The 15217-nt window shown below is 73.1% G+C and carries 12 protein-coding genes; 9 read left to right on the top strand and 3 right to left on the bottom strand.

Annotated elements, in window-relative coordinates; all coding sequences use genetic code 11:
* The first annotated feature begins 44 nt into the window (after positions 1 to 44).
* The 4 genes from ACZ4WZ_RS01470 (at position 45) to ACZ4WZ_RS01455 (ending at position 5654) form a co-directional block, all read left to right on the top strand.
* A complete protein-coding gene (locus ACZ4WZ_RS01470; protein ID WP_467883881.1) occupies positions 45 to 1151 on the top strand; it encodes a nitronate monooxygenase in 1107 nt (368 codons plus the stop codon).
* 15 nt (positions 1152 to 1166) lie between these two features.
* The gene (locus ACZ4WZ_RS01465) at positions 1167 to 2726 is read left to right on the top strand and encodes an acyl-CoA synthetase (protein ID WP_467883879.1); all 1560 of its coding nucleotides are present in this window, start codon (positions 1167 to 1169) and stop codon (positions 2724 to 2726) included.
* 218 nt (positions 2727 to 2944) lie between these two features.
* On the top strand, positions 2945 to 4060 hold the full coding sequence (locus ACZ4WZ_RS01460; protein WP_467883877.1) for a calcium:cation antiporter: 1116 nt from the start codon (positions 2945 to 2947) through the stop codon (positions 4058 to 4060).
* Positions 4061 to 4157: 97 nt separating this feature from the next.
* The gene (locus tag ACZ4WZ_RS01455; RefSeq protein ID WP_467883875.1) at positions 4158 to 5654 is read left to right on the top strand and encodes a fatty acyl-CoA synthetase; all 1497 of its coding nucleotides are present in this window, start codon (positions 4158 to 4160) and stop codon (positions 5652 to 5654) included.
* 157 nt (positions 5655 to 5811) lie between these two features.
* Here the strand turns inward: ACZ4WZ_RS01455 and ACZ4WZ_RS01450 are convergent, their stop codons facing one another.
* Together ACZ4WZ_RS01450 and paaK are read right to left on the bottom strand one after the other, a co-directional pair.
* The gene (locus tag ACZ4WZ_RS01450) at positions 5812 to 6666 is read right to left on the bottom strand and encodes a YhjD/YihY/BrkB family envelope integrity protein (RefSeq protein WP_467883873.1); all 855 of its coding nucleotides are present in this window, start codon (positions 6664 to 6666) and stop codon (positions 5812 to 5814) included.
* Between the two features lie 101 nt (positions 6667 to 6767).
* Complete coding sequence (gene paaK, locus ACZ4WZ_RS01445; protein ID WP_467883872.1) at positions 6768 to 8093, bottom strand: phenylacetate--CoA ligase PaaK; 1326 nt, start codon at positions 8091 to 8093, stop codon at positions 6768 to 6770.
* 124 nt (positions 8094 to 8217) lie between these two features.
* Here paaK and ACZ4WZ_RS01440 point away from each other — a divergent pair, with 124 nt between their 5' ends.
* A complete protein-coding gene (locus tag ACZ4WZ_RS01440; RefSeq protein WP_467883870.1) occupies positions 8218 to 9063 on the top strand; it encodes an alpha/beta fold hydrolase in 846 nt (281 codons plus the stop codon).
* 124 nt (positions 9064 to 9187) lie between these two features.
* Here the strand turns inward: ACZ4WZ_RS01440 and ACZ4WZ_RS01435 are convergent, their stop codons facing one another.
* Entirely contained in the window at positions 9188 to 10819 is a 1632-nt protein-coding gene (locus ACZ4WZ_RS01435) for an acyl-CoA synthetase (protein ID WP_467883868.1), read from the bottom strand.
* A gap of 174 nt (positions 10820 to 10993) precedes the next feature.
* On the opposite strand from ACZ4WZ_RS01435, the gene ACZ4WZ_RS01430 reads away from it, so the two are divergent.
* The 4 genes from ACZ4WZ_RS01430 (at position 10994) to ACZ4WZ_RS01415 (ending at position 15085) form a co-directional block, all read left to right on the top strand.
* Positions 10994 to 11794 carry a crotonase/enoyl-CoA hydratase family protein gene (locus tag ACZ4WZ_RS01430; RefSeq protein WP_467883867.1) on the top strand — a complete coding sequence of 267 codons (801 nt, stop codon included), beginning with the start codon at positions 10994 to 10996 and terminating at the stop codon, positions 11792 to 11794.
* Positions 11795 to 11883: 89 nt separating this feature from the next.
* Entirely contained in the window at positions 11884 to 12846 is a 963-nt protein-coding gene (locus ACZ4WZ_RS01425; protein ID WP_467883866.1) for a Zn-ribbon domain-containing OB-fold protein, read from the top strand.
* Complete coding sequence (locus ACZ4WZ_RS01420) at positions 12846 to 13913, top strand: thiolase domain-containing protein (protein WP_467883865.1); 1068 nt, start codon at positions 12846 to 12848, stop codon at positions 13911 to 13913. The genes ACZ4WZ_RS01425 and ACZ4WZ_RS01420 overlap by 1 nt, the downstream gene beginning before the upstream one ends.
* Entirely contained in the window at positions 13910 to 15085 is a 1176-nt protein-coding gene (locus ACZ4WZ_RS01415) for a thiolase domain-containing protein (RefSeq protein ID WP_467883863.1), read from the top strand. The genes ACZ4WZ_RS01420 and ACZ4WZ_RS01415 overlap by 4 nt, the downstream gene beginning before the upstream one ends.
* The last annotated feature ends 132 nt before the right edge of the window (positions 15086 to 15217 follow it).

Here is a 15217-nt window from a genome sequence, read left to right as displayed (position 1 = left end):
AAAATCTCTTCCCTCGGCCGCCGCCCTGCGGCATCCTCACGCCCATGGAGACGGAGCTGAGCAAGGAACTGGGTATCGAGCACGCCATCTTCGGCTTCACGCCCTTCCCGGCGGTCGCCGCGGCCATCACGCGCGCGGGCGGTTTCGGCGTACTCGGCGCCGTCCGCTACACCGCCCCCGACGACCTCAAACGCGACCTCGACTGGATGCAGGCGCACACCGACGGCAAGCCCTACGGCCTCGACGTCGTCATGCCCGCCAAGAAGGCCGTCGACGGCGTCAGTGAGGCCGACATCGAGGCGATGATCCCCGCGGGACACCGCGCCTTCGTCCGCGACACCCTCGCCAAGCACCAGGTCCCCGAACTCGCCGAGGGCGAGGCCTCGGGCTGGCGGATCACCGGCTGGATGGAGCAGGTCGCCCGCAACCAGCTCGACGTCGCCTTCGACTACCCCATCAAACTCCTGGCGAACGCCCTCGGTTCACCTCCCGCCGACGTCATCGCCCGCGCCCACGAGAACGGCGTCCTCGTCGCCGCCCTCGCCGGCAGCGCCAAGCACGCCCGCCGCCACGCCGAAGCCGGCATCGACATCGTCGTCGCCCAGGGTTACGAGGCCGGCGGCCACACCGGCGACATCGCCACCATGGTCCTGGTCCCCGAGATCGCGGAAGCCGTCGCCCCGCTCCCCGTCCTCGCCGCCGGAGGCATCGGCAGCGGCGAGCAGATCGCCGCCGGACTGGCCCTCGGCGCCCAGGGCGTCTGGCTCGGCTCCCTCTGGCTCACCACCACCGAGGCCGACCTGCATTCCCGTGCCCTCACCGAGAAGCTCCTCGCCGCCGGCTCCGGCGACACCGTCCGTTCCCGCGCCCTCACCGGCAAACCCGCCCGCCAGCTGCGCACCGAGTGGACCGACGCCTGGGACGACCCGGAGGGGCCCGGCGCCCTCCCCATGCCGCTCCAGGGCCTGCTCGTCGCCGAGGCCGTCTCCCGGATCCAGAAGTACGAGGTCCAGCCGCTGCTCGGCACCCCGGTGGGCCAGATCGTCGGCCGGATGAACAGCGAGCGCGGCGTCCAAGCCGTCTTCGACGAGCTCACCGGCGGGTTCGAGCGCGCCATCGACCGCATCACCCGTATCGCCGGCCGGTCCTGAGGAGTGAGAAGCAGCATGACCGACACGCAGCAGCTGCCCAACGGATTCTGGGCGCAGGCCGCCGCAGATCCCGGCCGTACCGTCCTGTACACCCCCGAGGGCGAGGAATGGTCCGCCGGCCGGCTGCACGCCGACGTGAACCGCCTCGTCCACGGCCTGCGCGCGGCCGGGCTGGAGAAGGGCGACGCCTTCGCGGTCGTCCTGCCCAACGGCGTCGAGTTCTTCACCGCCTACCTCGCCGCCTCCCAGGCGGGCTTCTACCTGGTGCCCGTCAACCACCACCTCGTCGGGCCCGAGATCGCCTGGATCGTCTCCGACTCCGGCGCCAAGGTGCTCATCGCCCACGAGCGGTTCGCCGACGCCGCCACCGCCGCCGCCGAACAGGCGGGGCTCGACCCCGGCCGCCGCTACGCCGTCGGAGCGGTACCGGGCTTCCGGCCGTACGCCGAACTCCTCGACGGCCGCAGCGGCGAACCGCCCGCCGACCGCACCCTCGGCTGGGTCATGAACTACACCTCCGGCACCACCGGCCGGCCCCGCGGCATCCGCCGTCCGCTGCCCGGCAAGCCACCGGAGGAGACGTACCTCGGCGGGTTCCTCGGCATCTTCGGCATCCGTCCCTCCGACGGCAACGTCCACCTGGTCTGCTCGCCGCTCTACCACACGGCCGTGCTCCAGTTCGCCGGTGCGTCCCTGCACATCGGGCACCCGCTGGTGCTGATGGACAAGTGGAGCCCGGAGGAGATGCTGCGTCTGATCGACCGCCACGCCTGCACCCACACCCACATGGTCCCCACCCAGTTCCACCGCCTCCTCGCGCTCCCGCAGGAGACGAAGGACGCCTACGACGTCTCCTCGATGCGGCACGCCATCCACGGCGCCGCCCCCTGCCCCGACCACGTCAAACGGGCGATGATCGACTGGTGGGGCCGGTGCGTGGAGGAGTACTACGCGGCCAGCGAGGGCGGCGGGGCCTTCGCCACCGCCGAGGACTGGCTGAAGAAGCCCGGCACGGTCGGCAAGGCCTGGCCGATCAGCGAACTCGCCGTCTTCGACGACGGCGGCAAGCGACTGCCCCCCGGAGAACTGGGCACCGTCTACCTCAAGATGAACACCGGCGGCTTCAGCTACCACAAGGACGAGGACAAGACCCGCCAGAACCGCATCGGGGAGTTCTTCACCGTCGGTGACCTCGGCTTCCTCGACGAGGAGGGGTACCTCTTCCTCCGCGACCGCAAGATCGACATGATCATCTCGGGCGGGGTGAACATCTACCCGGCGGAGATCGAGTCCGCCCTGCTCACCCACCCGGCCGTCGCCGACGCCGCCGCCTTCGGCGTCCCCCACGCCACCTGGGGCGAGGAGGTCAAGGCCGTCATCGAACCCGCCGAGGGCTTCGAGGCGGGCGACGCGCTGGCGGCCGAGATCCTGCACCACTGCGAACGGCAGCTGGCCGGCTACAAGCGGCCGAGGTCGGTCGATTTCATCCGGGCGATGCCCCGCGACCCGAACGGCAAGCTCTACAAGCGCCACCTGCGCGACCCCTACTGGGAGGGCCGCGAGCGCGCCGTGTGACGGCGCCCCGCCGTCCGCCCGGACCCCCGGCGGCCCCGTCGGTCCGCTCCCGCAGCGGACCGGGGTGGCCGTCGTGGCGCGCGTACTCCCCGACGGGAAGAGCGGGTCCGCCTCACAGCTGTCCACCCCGCCCCGACATGTCATGAGAAATGCCACTTCAGGCCCCGGATGCGCGCCCCACGGCGCACCCGGGCGGCAACTCTGGCACCTTGGCTGGCATGAGTACGGCAACGCGCAGGTCCCCCCTGACCGACTGGACCCTCCTGGTCCCCGTGGTGGCGCTCCTCGCGCTCGTCCTCAGCTGGGGACGCGACCTGCCCGGCCCCGCCGTGGCCCTGGTCGCCCTCTGCCTCGCGGGAGCCGTCCTCGCGGCCGTGCACCACGCCGAGGTCGTCGCCCACCGGGTCGGCGAACCCTTCGGCTCGCTCGTCCTCGCCGTCGCCGTCACCATCATCGAAGTGGCCCTGATCGTCACCCTGATGGCCGACGGCGGCGACAAGACCGCCTCCCTCGCCCGCGACACGGTCTTCGCCGCCGTCATGATCACCTGCAACGGCATCGTCGGCCTGTCCCTGCTGGTCGGCGCCCTGCGCAACCGGGTCGCCGTCTTCAACGCCGAGGGCTCCGGCGCGGCACTGGCCACCGTCGCGACCCTCGCCGTGCTGAGCCTGGTGCTGCCGACCTTCACCACCAGCAGGCCCGGCCCCGAGTTCTCCTCCGCACAGCTGACCTTCGCCGCCGTCGCCTCCCTCGCCCTCTACGGGCTGTTCATCGCCGTCCAGACGGTCCGCCACCGGGACTACTTCCTCCCCGTGGACACCGCCGGCACCGGCCCGCACCCCGGCGGCGGTGGCGACGACCACGCCGAACCGCCCACCGCCCGCGCCGCCCTCATCAGCGTCGGCCTGCTCTTCGCCGCCCTCGTCGCGGTCGTCGGCAACGCCAAGGCCGTCTCCCCGACCATCGAGAAGGGCGTCTCCGACGCCGGACTTCCCCACGCCGTCGTCGGCGTGATCATCGCCCTGCTCGTCCTGCTCCCCGAGACCCTCGCCGCCGTCCGGGCCGCCCGCCGCGACCGCGTCCAGACCAGCCTCAACCTGGCCTACGGCTCCGCGATCGCCAGCATCGGCCTGACCATCCCCGCCATCGCCCTGGCCTCCGTCTGGCTGACCGGGCCGCTGCTGCTGGGCCTGGGGGCCGTCCACATGGTGCTGCTCGCGCTGACCGTGGTGGTCGGAGCCCTCACGATCGTCCCGGGCCGCGCCACCCTCCTCCAGGGCGGCGTGCACCTCGTGCTGCTGGCCGCGTACCTCTTCCTCGCCGTCAGCCCGTAGCACCGGCCCCGGCACCCCCGTCGGCATGCCGTTCGGGCCGTCCCCGGCCGGTGCGGCGATATTGACCCGGCGGCGGGGCCGGGCGAGGATCACGGCCATGACGGCAGTGCGGCACCAGACGGTCGACGGGCTCGTACGGGACAGCGCGCGGCGCGGCCCCGGCCGGGTCGCCCTGCGCTACCGGGAGCGGAGCTGGACGTACGGGGAGCTCGACGCGGCCGTCTCCACCGGCGCCGCCGTGCTGCGCCGGCGGTACGGGCTGGCCGCGGGGGACCGGGTCGCGGCCTTCGCCCACAACTCCGACGCCTACCTCATCGCCTTCCTCGCCTGTGCCCGCGCCGGACTCGTCCACGTCCCCGTCAACCAGAACCTCACCGGCGAGGACCTCGCGCACATCCTCGGCGACTGCGCGAGCTCCCTGGTCCTCGCCGACCCGGACCTGGCCGCGCGCGTGCCGGACGGGCACCCCGTACGGGCGCTGCGCGACGCGCCGGGCTCGTTCCTGTCCGAGCTGTCCGAGCCGCTCGCGTACGAGCCCGCCGGGGATCCGGCCGCGGTGGTGCAGCTGCTCTACACCTCGGGGACCACCGCACTCCCCAAGGGCGCGGTGATGACCCACAGGGCGCTGGCCCACGAGTACGAGAGCGCGATCGAGGCCCTGGACCTGGGGGCGGACGACCGGCCCGTCCACTCGCTGCCGCTCTACCACTCGGCGCAGACGCACGTCTTCCTGCTGCCCTACCTGGCGGTGGGCGCCGAGAACACCATCCTGGACGCCCCCGTCGCCGAGGACCTCTTCGACCTGGTGGAGGCCGGCGCCGACAGCCTCTTCGCGCCGCCCACGGTGTGGATCGCGCTGGCCGGCCACCCCGAGTTCGCGCGGCGGGAACTCGGCGCCCTGCGCAAGGCCTACTACGGGGCGTCGGTCATGCCGGTCCCGGTGCTGGAACGGCTGCGGGCCCGGCTGCCCGGGCTGGGTTTCTACAACTGCTTCGGACAGAGCGAGATCGGCCCGCTGGCCACCGTCCTGCGTCCCGGGGAGCACGAGGGACGGATGGAGTCGTGCGGGCGCCCGGTGCGCCACGTGGAGGCGAAGGTCGTCGACGAGGACGGTGCGGACGTCCCCGACGGCACGGCCGGGGAGGTCGTCTACCGCTCCCCGCAGCTGTGCCTGGGCTACTGGAACGACGACGAGGCCACCGGGAAGGCCTTCCGGGACGGCTGGTTCCGGTCCGGCGACCTCGCGGTACGGGACGCCGACGGGTACTTCACCGTGGTCGACCGGGTGAAGGACGTCATCAACTCGGGCGGGGTCCTCGTGGCGTCCCGGCAGGTGGAGGACGTGCTCTACACCCACCCCGGCGTGGCCGAGACGGCGGTCGTCGGACTGCCCGACGAGCGGTGGATCGAGGCCGTCACGGCGGTGGTCGTCCCCCGCGGCGAGGTCACCGAGGCGGAGCTGATGGCCTACGCCCGCGAACGGCTCGCGCACTTCAAGGCACCCAAACGGGTGCTGTTCGTGGAGGCCCTCCCGCGCAACGCCAGCGGAAAGATCCTCAAGCGCGAGCTCCGCGACCGCTTCGGCACCCGCTGAGGCCCTCCCGGCCGCCGGGGCGCTCCCGGCCGCCGGGAGGGGCCGTCAGCCATATCCGTCCGGCGGGGCGAGCCTGCTCTCCCATCAATCCGCCGGTGTCCCCCTGGCGTTGCCGGAGGTGCGGACCCGATCCGGCCACCCGCCGCCGCCCCCGCGGTCACCCCTGTCCCGGATCATGAGAAGGCCCCGGGTGCGGGGGCAGTACCCCGTCCGCGCGCAGCCGGCGCAGGGTCAGGTGCTCGTGGGCGAGGCGCCCGAGCATGGCCCCGCCATAGACCACGAAGCCGACGCCGACGAGCCAGGACTGGACGACCAGCAGCGTCCCGAACGGCCCGTACGTGACGGCGTTCGAGGCGATCAGCGGGGAGAACACCATCTGCGAGAAGATCCTGAGGCCCAGCAGCCCGAGACTGGTCGCCACCGCGCCGGGCAGCAGCGCCCGCCAGCGGACCCGGCCGCCCAGCAGGAGCCGCCCGGAGCTCCAGAAGAACAGGCAGGTGCCGACCGTGTCGCTGAAGGTGCTCACCGCCGCGCCCGCCGCGGTGTCGGACGGGGAGGGGATCCCGACGAGCAGCGCCAGGTAGCAGACCAGCAGCGCCAGCCACACGACGTGCCGCCACATGGTGTGCCAGCGGGCCGTCGGCAGGTCCCACACCTTCTCGTAGCCGGTCTGCACGGCGGAGCCGAAGGTCAGGCCGAACACGGCGAGGGCCGCCAGTCCGAAGGCGGTGGTCCGCTCCAGCGCCAGGTCCGCCGCCCCGAACAGCATCTCGACCCGGGACCGCGAGGCCGCCGTCACCCCGAGGGCCTGTCCCAGCCAGCGGCCGAAGTTGGACCCGCTGCCCGGCGCGGCCGCCGCCACGACCACCAGCAGCGGCACCAGGGTGAGGAACCCCAGAGCGGCGAAGCCCATCGCCCGGTGCATCAGCTCGATCTCCCGGCCCCGGCTCCAGGCCAGCCCGGCCGGGGAGCCCAGGAGCCGGGCGTGGAGGCGCCGGAGGATCGAGGTCACACCTGATCCCCTACCCGTACGGGCCCGGCCGCTCCCGGGAGCGGCACCGAAGTGAGCCCGAACAGGTGGTTTCGGCCGCCCACCGGTGTGGGTCGGCCTCCTCAGGGGGCGTGCGGTTCCCGGAGGTCCTCCACCCGCCTGATCTTGCCGACGGAGCGCTCCAGGCTCTCCGGTTCCACCACGTCGACGGCGACGGACACCCCCACGGACTCCTTGACCGCCCGCACCAGCTCCGCGGCCGCCGCCCGCCGTCTCCCGGCGTCGGCGTCCCTGCGTGCCTCCACCCGCACGGTGAGGGCGTCGAGGCGGCCCTCCCGCGTCAGCCGCAGCTGGAAGTGCGGGGCCAGGCCCGGGATGCGCAGGAGTATCTCCTCGACCTGCGTCGGGTACAGGTTCACCCCACGCAGGATGATCATGTCGTCGCTTCGGCCGGTCACCTTCTCCATCCGGCGGAAGGCGGGGCGGGCCGTCCCCGGGAGCAGCCGCGTCAGGTCCCGGGTGCGGTAGCGGATCACCGGCATGGCCTCCTTGGTGAGGGAGGTGAACACCAGCTCCCCCGGCTCACCGTCCGGCAGGACCGCCCCGGTCAGCGGATCGATCACCTCGGGGTAGAAGTGGTCCTCCCAGATGTGCAGGCCGTCCTTGTGCGAGGCGAACTCCTGGGCGACACCCGGTCCGATGACCTCGGACAGGCCGTATATGTCCACGGCGTCGATGCCCAGCCGGTCCTCGATCTCCCGGCGCATCTCCTCGGTCCAGGGCTCGGCGCCGAAGATCCCGGTGCGCAGCGAGGTCCGGCGCGGGTCGATGCCCTGGCGCTCCATCTCGTCCAGCAGGGTGAGCATGTAGGAGGGGGTCACCATGATGACCTCCGGGCGGAAGTCCTGGATCAGCCGGACCTGGCGGTCCGTCATGCCGCCCGAGGCGGGCACCACCGTGCACCCCAGCCGCTCCGCGCCGTAGTGCGCGCCCAGGCCGCCGGTGAACAGGCCGTACCCGTACGCGATGTGCACCATCTGCCCCGGCCGGGCGCCCGCCGCACGCAGCGAGCGGGCGACGACATCGGCCCAGGTGGCCAGGTCCCCGTCGGTGTAGCCCACCACCGTGGGGCGGCCCGTGGTGCCGCTGGAGGCGTGTATGCGGCGCACGTCCGCGCGCGGCACCGCGAACATGCCGAAGGGGTACTGCTCGCGCAGGTCCGCCTTGGTGGTGAGCGGGAAGAGGGACAGGTCCGCCAGGGAGCGGCAGTCGTCGGGCCGGACCCCCGCCTTGTCGAAGGCCTGCCGGTAGAAGGGCACATGCTGGTACGCCCGGTGCAGGGTCGCACGCAGCCGCTTCAGCTGGAGCGCCGCCAGCCCGTCGGCGCTCAGCCGCTCGCCTTCGTCCTGGAGATCCCCGAGGTCATCGAGACCCGCACGCGCCGTCATCGCCGTCACCTCATCGTCGAGAGTCGGACCCACCAACCCAACCGAACGTTCATTCGGTAGCCTGCCGGACCCCGCCGGGCAAATCAATGACTCGAACGAGTGATCGTCTGATCTGATGGCGCCCATGCCTGTTCTCACCACCTGTGACGGAACCCAACTCGCCTACCACGTCCGGGGCGAGGGGGAACCGCTCGTCTGCCTCCCCGGCGGCGCCATGCGGTCCTCCCGGTACCTCGGCGACCTCGGCGGACTCGCCGCCGGCCGCCGGCTCATCCTCCTCGACCCGCGCGGCACCGGCGACTCCGCGATACCGGCCGACGAGTCCACGTACCGCGTCGACCACCAGGTCGCCGACGTCGAGGCGCTCCGCGTCCACCTCGGCCTGGAGCGCATGGACGTCCTGGCCCACTCGGCCGCCGGCAACCTCGTCATGCTGTACGCCGCCGCGCACCCCGGGCGGCTGCGCCGGACCGCCCTGATCACCCCGACCGCCTGGGCGGTGGACCTCGGGACCGGACCTCGGGAGCGGCTCGAGGCGGCCCGCCTCAGGGCCGGCGCCGAGCCGTACGACACGGCCATCGCGTACGAACGGATCCTCGGGGGCGCCGACACGGACGCGGACTGGGAGAGGGCCGCCCCGCTCTTCTACGGACGCTGGGACGACGCCGCGCGGGCCGTCTTCGCGGCCGGCAAGCAGGACCAGAACGAGAAGGCCGCGCTGGCCTTCGCGGGCCCCGGCGCCTTCGACCCGCCCGCCACCCGCGCGGCCCTGCGGCACGTCGAAGGGGAGGTGCTGGTCCTCGCGGGCGAACTGGACGGCAACCCGCCCCCGCCCCTCGCGGCCCGCATCGCGGAGCTCTTCCCGCGCGGGATCCTGGAGGTCCAGCCCGCGACCGCGCACTTCCCCTGGCTGGACGACGCCCCCCGCTTCGCCGGACGCGTCGAGCGCTTCCTCGCCACCGGAGGCTGACGCAGCGCCGGCCGGGGGGCCGCCGGCCGGGGGGCCGGCGGCCGTCCCCCGGCGCCGGCGGTACGCCCCGAGCCGGCCGGGCACCGACGCGGACGCCGGAGCCCGGACGCCGGAGCCGGCCGGGTCAGCGCCCCGCGTCGGCCTCCGTCGCCACCGCCTTCGCCCATCGGTAGTCCGCCTTGCCGCTCGGGGAGCGCTGCACCGCGGGCGTGATCACCAGCTGCCGCGGGATCTTGTAACCCGCCAGCCTCGTCCGGCAGTGGCGCTGGATCTCCTCCAGCGTCGGCTCCGGCGCGCCCCGCCGTACCTGCACCACCGCGGCCACGTGGTTGCCCCACGTCGGGTCCGGGACTCCCGCCACCAGGGCGTCGTACACGTCCGGATGCGACTTCAGCGCCTGCTCGACCTCCTCCGGATAGACCTTCTCGCCCCCGGTGTTGATGCACTGCGAGCCGCGGCCCAGCACCGTGACGATGCCCTCCTCGCCGACGGTCGCCATGTCGCCGAGCAGCACCCAGCGTTCCGTGCCCTTCCGGAAGAAGGTCTCCGCCGTCTTGGCCGGGTCGTTGTAGTAGCCGAGCGGGACGTGCCCGCGCTGCGCGAGGCGGCCGGGCACGCCGACCGCCACCGGCTCGTGCGTCACCGGATCGACCACCTGCGTACGGTCGTTGACCTGGAGCCGGAAGCCCTTCTCCGGGCCGGAGTCGTCCGTCGCCCGGCCATTGGAACCGGACTCGGAGGAGCCGAAGTTGTTCAGGAGCAGCACGTTCGGCACCAGCCGCTGGAACTCGGCGCGGACGGTCTCCGACATGATCGCCCCGGAGGAGGAGACGCTGAACAGCGAGGACAGGTCCGTCCCCTTGAGCGGGCCGTTCAGCGCGTCGACGAGCGGCCGCAGCATGGCGTCGCCGACCAGCGACACGCTCGACACCTTCTCCTTCTCTATCGTGCGCAGCACCTCCTCGGGGACGTACTTGCGGTGGATGACCACCCGCTGGCCGTAGTTGAAGGCGATGAACGAGGTCAGCGTGGACGTGCCGTGCATCAGCGGGGGAGCGGGGAAGAAGGTGAGCCCGGCGCCGCGCGCCGCGACCCGCTCGGCCAGCTCCTCGGGCCGCTTCACCGGCTCCCCGGAGGGTTCCCCGCCGAAGAGTCCCGCGAAGAACAGGTCCTCGGCCCGCCACATGACGCCCTTGGGCATGCCGGTCGTACCGCCGGTGTAGATGATGAAGAGGTCGTCGGGGCTGCGCTCCGGGAAGCCGCGCTCCGGGGACCCGGCCGCCTCGGCGTCCGCGTACGCCACCGGCGCGACCGCAGGCTCCGGCACCCCGGCCGGCGCCCGCCCGACCCGGACCAGGTGCCGCAGCTTCGCCGTCCGCGGCAGCGCGGCGGCCACCCGCTCCGTGAACTCGCCCTCGAAGACGAGGGCGGCGAGGTCGGCGTCGTTGTAGAGGTAGACCAGTTCCTCCTCCACGTACCGGTAGTTGACGTTCACCGGCACCAGGCGGGCCTTGAGGCAGGCCAGTACGGTCTGCAGGTACTCGATCCCGTTGTAGAGGTGCAGCCCCACGTGTTCGCCGGGCCGCAGCCCGCTGTCCAGCAGGTGGTGGCCGACGCGGTTCGCCGCCGCGTCCAGCTCCGCGTACGTCAGGCGGCGCTCGGCGCCGGTCCCGGGGTGGTCGACGTACACCAGCGCCTCGCGGTCCGGGACCACGTCCACGACCGATTCGAACAGGTCGGCAAGGTTGTACTCCACCGTTCCTCCTGACCCGAAGTGCTCACGGCTGGGCTGCTCGGCGGTCATTAGAGCGCCGCCCGGTCCAAGTGGGAAGGGCGCATGCGCAAGAAATCTGACTGAGTGTCAGGAAACTATTGAACTGGACCGGACCCTGCTGCAACCTGTTCTAGGTCTTGAGACGGGAGGACGGCAATGGGTGGGACCGAACACCTGACCGTGGAACGCCGCGGCGCCACTCTGGTGCTCACCATGAACAGGCCCGAAGCGAAGAACGCGCTCTCGCTTCCCCTGCTGGTGGGCCTGTACGACGGCTGGCTGGAGGCGGACGCGGACGACACGGTCCGCTCGGTGGTCCTGACGGGCGCGGGCGGTGACTTCTGCGCCGGGATGGACCTCAAGGCGCTGGCCGGCCGGGGCATGGCGGGCGACCAGTACCGGGACCGCCTCAAGGCCGACCCCGACCTGCACTGGAAGGCGATGCTCCGCCACCACCGGCCGCGCAAACCGGTGATCGCGGCGGTCGAGGGCTACTGCGTGGCGGGCGGCACGGAGATCCTCCAGGGGACCGACATCCGGGTCGCCGGGGCCGGGGCCACCTTCGGACTGTTCGAGGTCCGGCGCGGACTGTTCCCGATCGGCGGCTCCACGGTCCGGCTGCCCCGGCAGGTCCCGCGCACGCACGCGCTGGAGATGCTGCTGACGGGGCGCCCGTACACGGCCGAGGAGGCGGCGCGGATCGGTCTCGTGGGGCGGGTGGTGCCGGACGGGACGGCGCTGGAGGCGGCGCTGGAGACGGCGGAGCTGATCAACGCGTGCGGGCCACTGGCCGTCGAGGCGGTGAAGGCGTCGGTGTACGAAGCCGCCGAGCTGACGGAGACGGAAGGCCTGGCGGCCGAACTGACCCGGGGCTGGCCCGTCTTCGAGACGGCCGACGCGAAGGAAGGGGCGCGCGCCTTCGCGGAGAAGCGGCCGCCGGTCTACCGCCGGGCCTGAGAGCCGTCCCGCAGTCCCCGGCCCCGCCACCGCCCGGTGACCGTTGCGATCGCCCGGTCCCACCGCCCCCGAGAATCGGAGAGACATCCATGACAGCCGCGTCCCCGCCCGAAGTGCTGCGTGCGCCCCTCGTCGTCGAGTTCCCCTTCACCCGGTCCCTCGGACCCGTCCAGAGCGCCTTCCTCACCGGGCTCCGGCAGCGGGTCGTGCTCGGCGTCAGGATCTCCGACGGGCGGGTCATGGTGCCGCCCGCCGAGTACGACCCCGTCACCGCCGAGGAGATCCGGGAGCTCGTGGAGGTGGCCCCCACCGGTACCGTCACCACCTGGGCATGGAACGGCGAGCCCCGCCCCCACCAGCCCCTCGGCACCCCCTTCGCCTGGGTCCTGGTGAGGCTCGACGGCGCCGACACCGCGATCCTGCACGCCCTCGACGCCCCCGGCCCCGACGCCGTGTCCACCGGCATGCGGGTGCGGATCCGCTGGGCCGCCGAGCGCACCGGGGCCATCACCGACATCGCCTGCTTCGAACCGTACGGGGGCCGCGCGGAAGAAGGCGGCGCCGCACCGCACGACGGGGTGTTCGCCGACCCCGTCACCGGCATCGTCGCCGAGGCCCGCCTCGACTACACCTACAGCCCCGGCCGCGCCCAGACCGCCTACATCAACGCGCTCTCCGAGCGCCGCACCGTCGGCGAGCGCTGTCCCTCCTGCCGCAAGGTGTACGTCCCCCCGCGCGGCGCGTGCCCCACCTGCGGGGTGGCCACCACCGACCGGGTCGAGGTCGGCCCGGCCGGCACCGTCACCACCTTCTGCATCGTCAACATCAAGGCGCGCAACCTCGACATCGAAGTCCCCTACGTCTACGCCCACATCGCCCTCGACGGCGCCGGCCTCGCCCTCCACGGCCGGATCGGCGGCATCCCGTACGACCAGGTCCGCATGGGCCTGCGCGTGGAACCGGTGTGGACCGACGGCGGCCGCTACCCCGACCACTACCGCCCCACCGGCGAGCCGGATGCGGACTACGACGCGTACAAGGAGCTGCTCTGATGCCCCGGAACGCCCGCCACGCGCGCGAGGTGGCCGTGGTCGCCTTCGCCCAGAGCGACCACCTGCGCCGCACCGACGAACTCAGCGAAGTCGAGATGGTGATGCCCGTCCTGCACCAGGTGCTGGCGGCGACCGGGCTCAAGGCGGGCGGGATCGGCTTCACCTGCTCCGGCTCCAGCGACTACCTCGCCGGCCGGGCCTTCTCCTTCACCATGACCCTCGACGGGGTCGGCGCCTGGCCGCCGATCTCCGAATCGCACGTCGAGATGGACGGCGCCTGGGCGCTCTACGAGGCCTGGGTCAAGCTCCAGACCGGTGAGGCCGACACCGCGCTCGTCTACGCGTACGGGAAGTCCTCGCCCGGATCCGTACGGGACGTCCTCACCCGGCAGCTCGACCCGTACTACCTGGCCCCCCTCTGGCCCGACTCGGTGGCCCTGGCCGCCCTCCAGGCGCAGGCGCTGATCGACGCGGGCGACACCGACGAGACCGCGCTCGCAGCGATCGGCGCCCGCAGCCGCGCCTCCGCCGAGGGCAACCCGCACGCCCAGCTCAGCGGCCCCGTCCCGCAGGGCGACTACCAGGTGCGGCCCCTGCGCACGGGCGACTGCCCGCCCATCGGGGACGGCGCGGCCGCCGTGGTCCTCGCCGCGGGGGACGTCGCCCGGCGCCTGTGCGAACGGCCCGCCTGGATCACCGGCATCGACCACCGCATCGAGGCCCACGGCCTGGGCCTGCGCGACCTCACCGACTCCCCGTCCACCCGGACCGCCGCCGAGCACGCCGGGGTCTTCGACGCCCCCGTCGACACGGCGGAACTGCACGCGCCGTTCTCCTCCCAGGAGGTCGTGCTGCGCAAGGCGCTCGGCCTGGGCGAAGCGGTGGCCGTCAACCCCTCCGGCGGCCCCCTCGCCGCCAACCCGATGATGGCCGCCGGCCTCGTCCGGATCGGCGAGGCGGCCGCCCGCATCCACCGCGGCGAGTCCCGGCGGGCCGTCGCGCACGCCACCTCCGGCCCCTGCCTCCAGCAGAACCTGGTCGCCGTCCTGGAAGGGGACCGAGCATGAGCACACCCGGCAAGGAGCCCGTGGCCGTCGTCGGGATCGGCCAGACCAAGCACGTCGCCGCCCGGCACGACGTCTCCCTCGCCGGCCTGGTCCGCGAGGCGGCGGGCCGCGCCCTCGCCGACGCGGAGCTGACCTGGGCGGACGTCGACGCCGTCGTCATCGGCAAGGCCCCCGACTTCTTCGAGGGCGTGATGATGCCGGAGCTCTACCTGGCCGACGCCCTCGGCGCGGTCGGCAAGCCGATGCTCCGCGTCCACACGGCCGGCTCCGTCGGCGGGTCCACCGCCCTCGTCGCCGTGAACCTGGTCGCGGCCCGCGTCCACCGCACCGTCCTGACCCTCGCCTTCGAGAAGCAGTCCGAGTCCAACGCCATGTGGGGGCTCTCGCTCCCCGTCCCCTTCCAGCAGCCGCTGCTGGCCGGCGCGGGCGGTTTCTTCGCCCCGCACGTGCGCGCGTACATGCGGCGCACCGGCGCCCCCGACACGGTGGGATCGCTCGTCGCGTACAAGGACCGGCGCAACGCGCTGAAGAACCCGTACGCGCACCTGCACGAGCACGACATCACCCTGGAGAAGGTCCAGGCCTCGCCGATGCTCTGGGACCCGATCCGGTACTCCGAGACCTGCCCCTCCTCGGACGGCGCCTGCGCGATGGTCCTCACCGACCGTGCGGGCGCGGCCCGCTCGCCGAGGCCGCCCGCCTGGGTGCACGGCGGCGCGATGCGCAGCGAGCCGACGCTCTTCGCGGGCAAGGACTTCGTCTCGCCGCGGGCCGGCAAGGACTGCGCGGCCGACGTCTACCGGCAGGCCGGGATCACCGACCCGCGCCGGGAGATCGACGCGGTCGAGATGTACGTGCCGTTCTCCTGGTACGAGCCGATGTGGCTGGAGAACCTGGGCTTCGCGCAGGAGGGCGAGGGCTGGAAGCTCACCGAGGCGGGCGTCACCGAACTGGACGGCGACCTCCCGGTGAACCCCTCCGGCGGGGTGCTGTCCACCAACCCGATCGGCGCCTCGGGCATGATCCGCTTCGCGGAGGCGGCGCTCCAGGTCAGCGGCCGGGCCGGGGAACACCAGGTCCCCGGGGCACGCCGGGCCCTGGGGCACGCGTACGGCGGCGGCGCGCAGTTCTTCGCGATGTGGCTCGTGGGAGCGCAGCCGCCGAGTTCCTGACGCGGGAGCGGAGCCGCGGGGTGCCTGACGCGGGTGCGCGGCCACCGGGTTCCTGACGGAGGCGTTCCGCCGGACCTCCGCGCGTGACGGTCCGCGGCCTGTGCGGCACCGGCCGCGATCGCTACCCTGGGC

The sequence above is a fragment of the Streptomyces sp. NPDC029122 genome (assembly GCF_055569445.1).
Note: the sequence above shows the minus strand (reverse complement) of the source record. Positions and strands in the feature narration are given on the sequence as shown.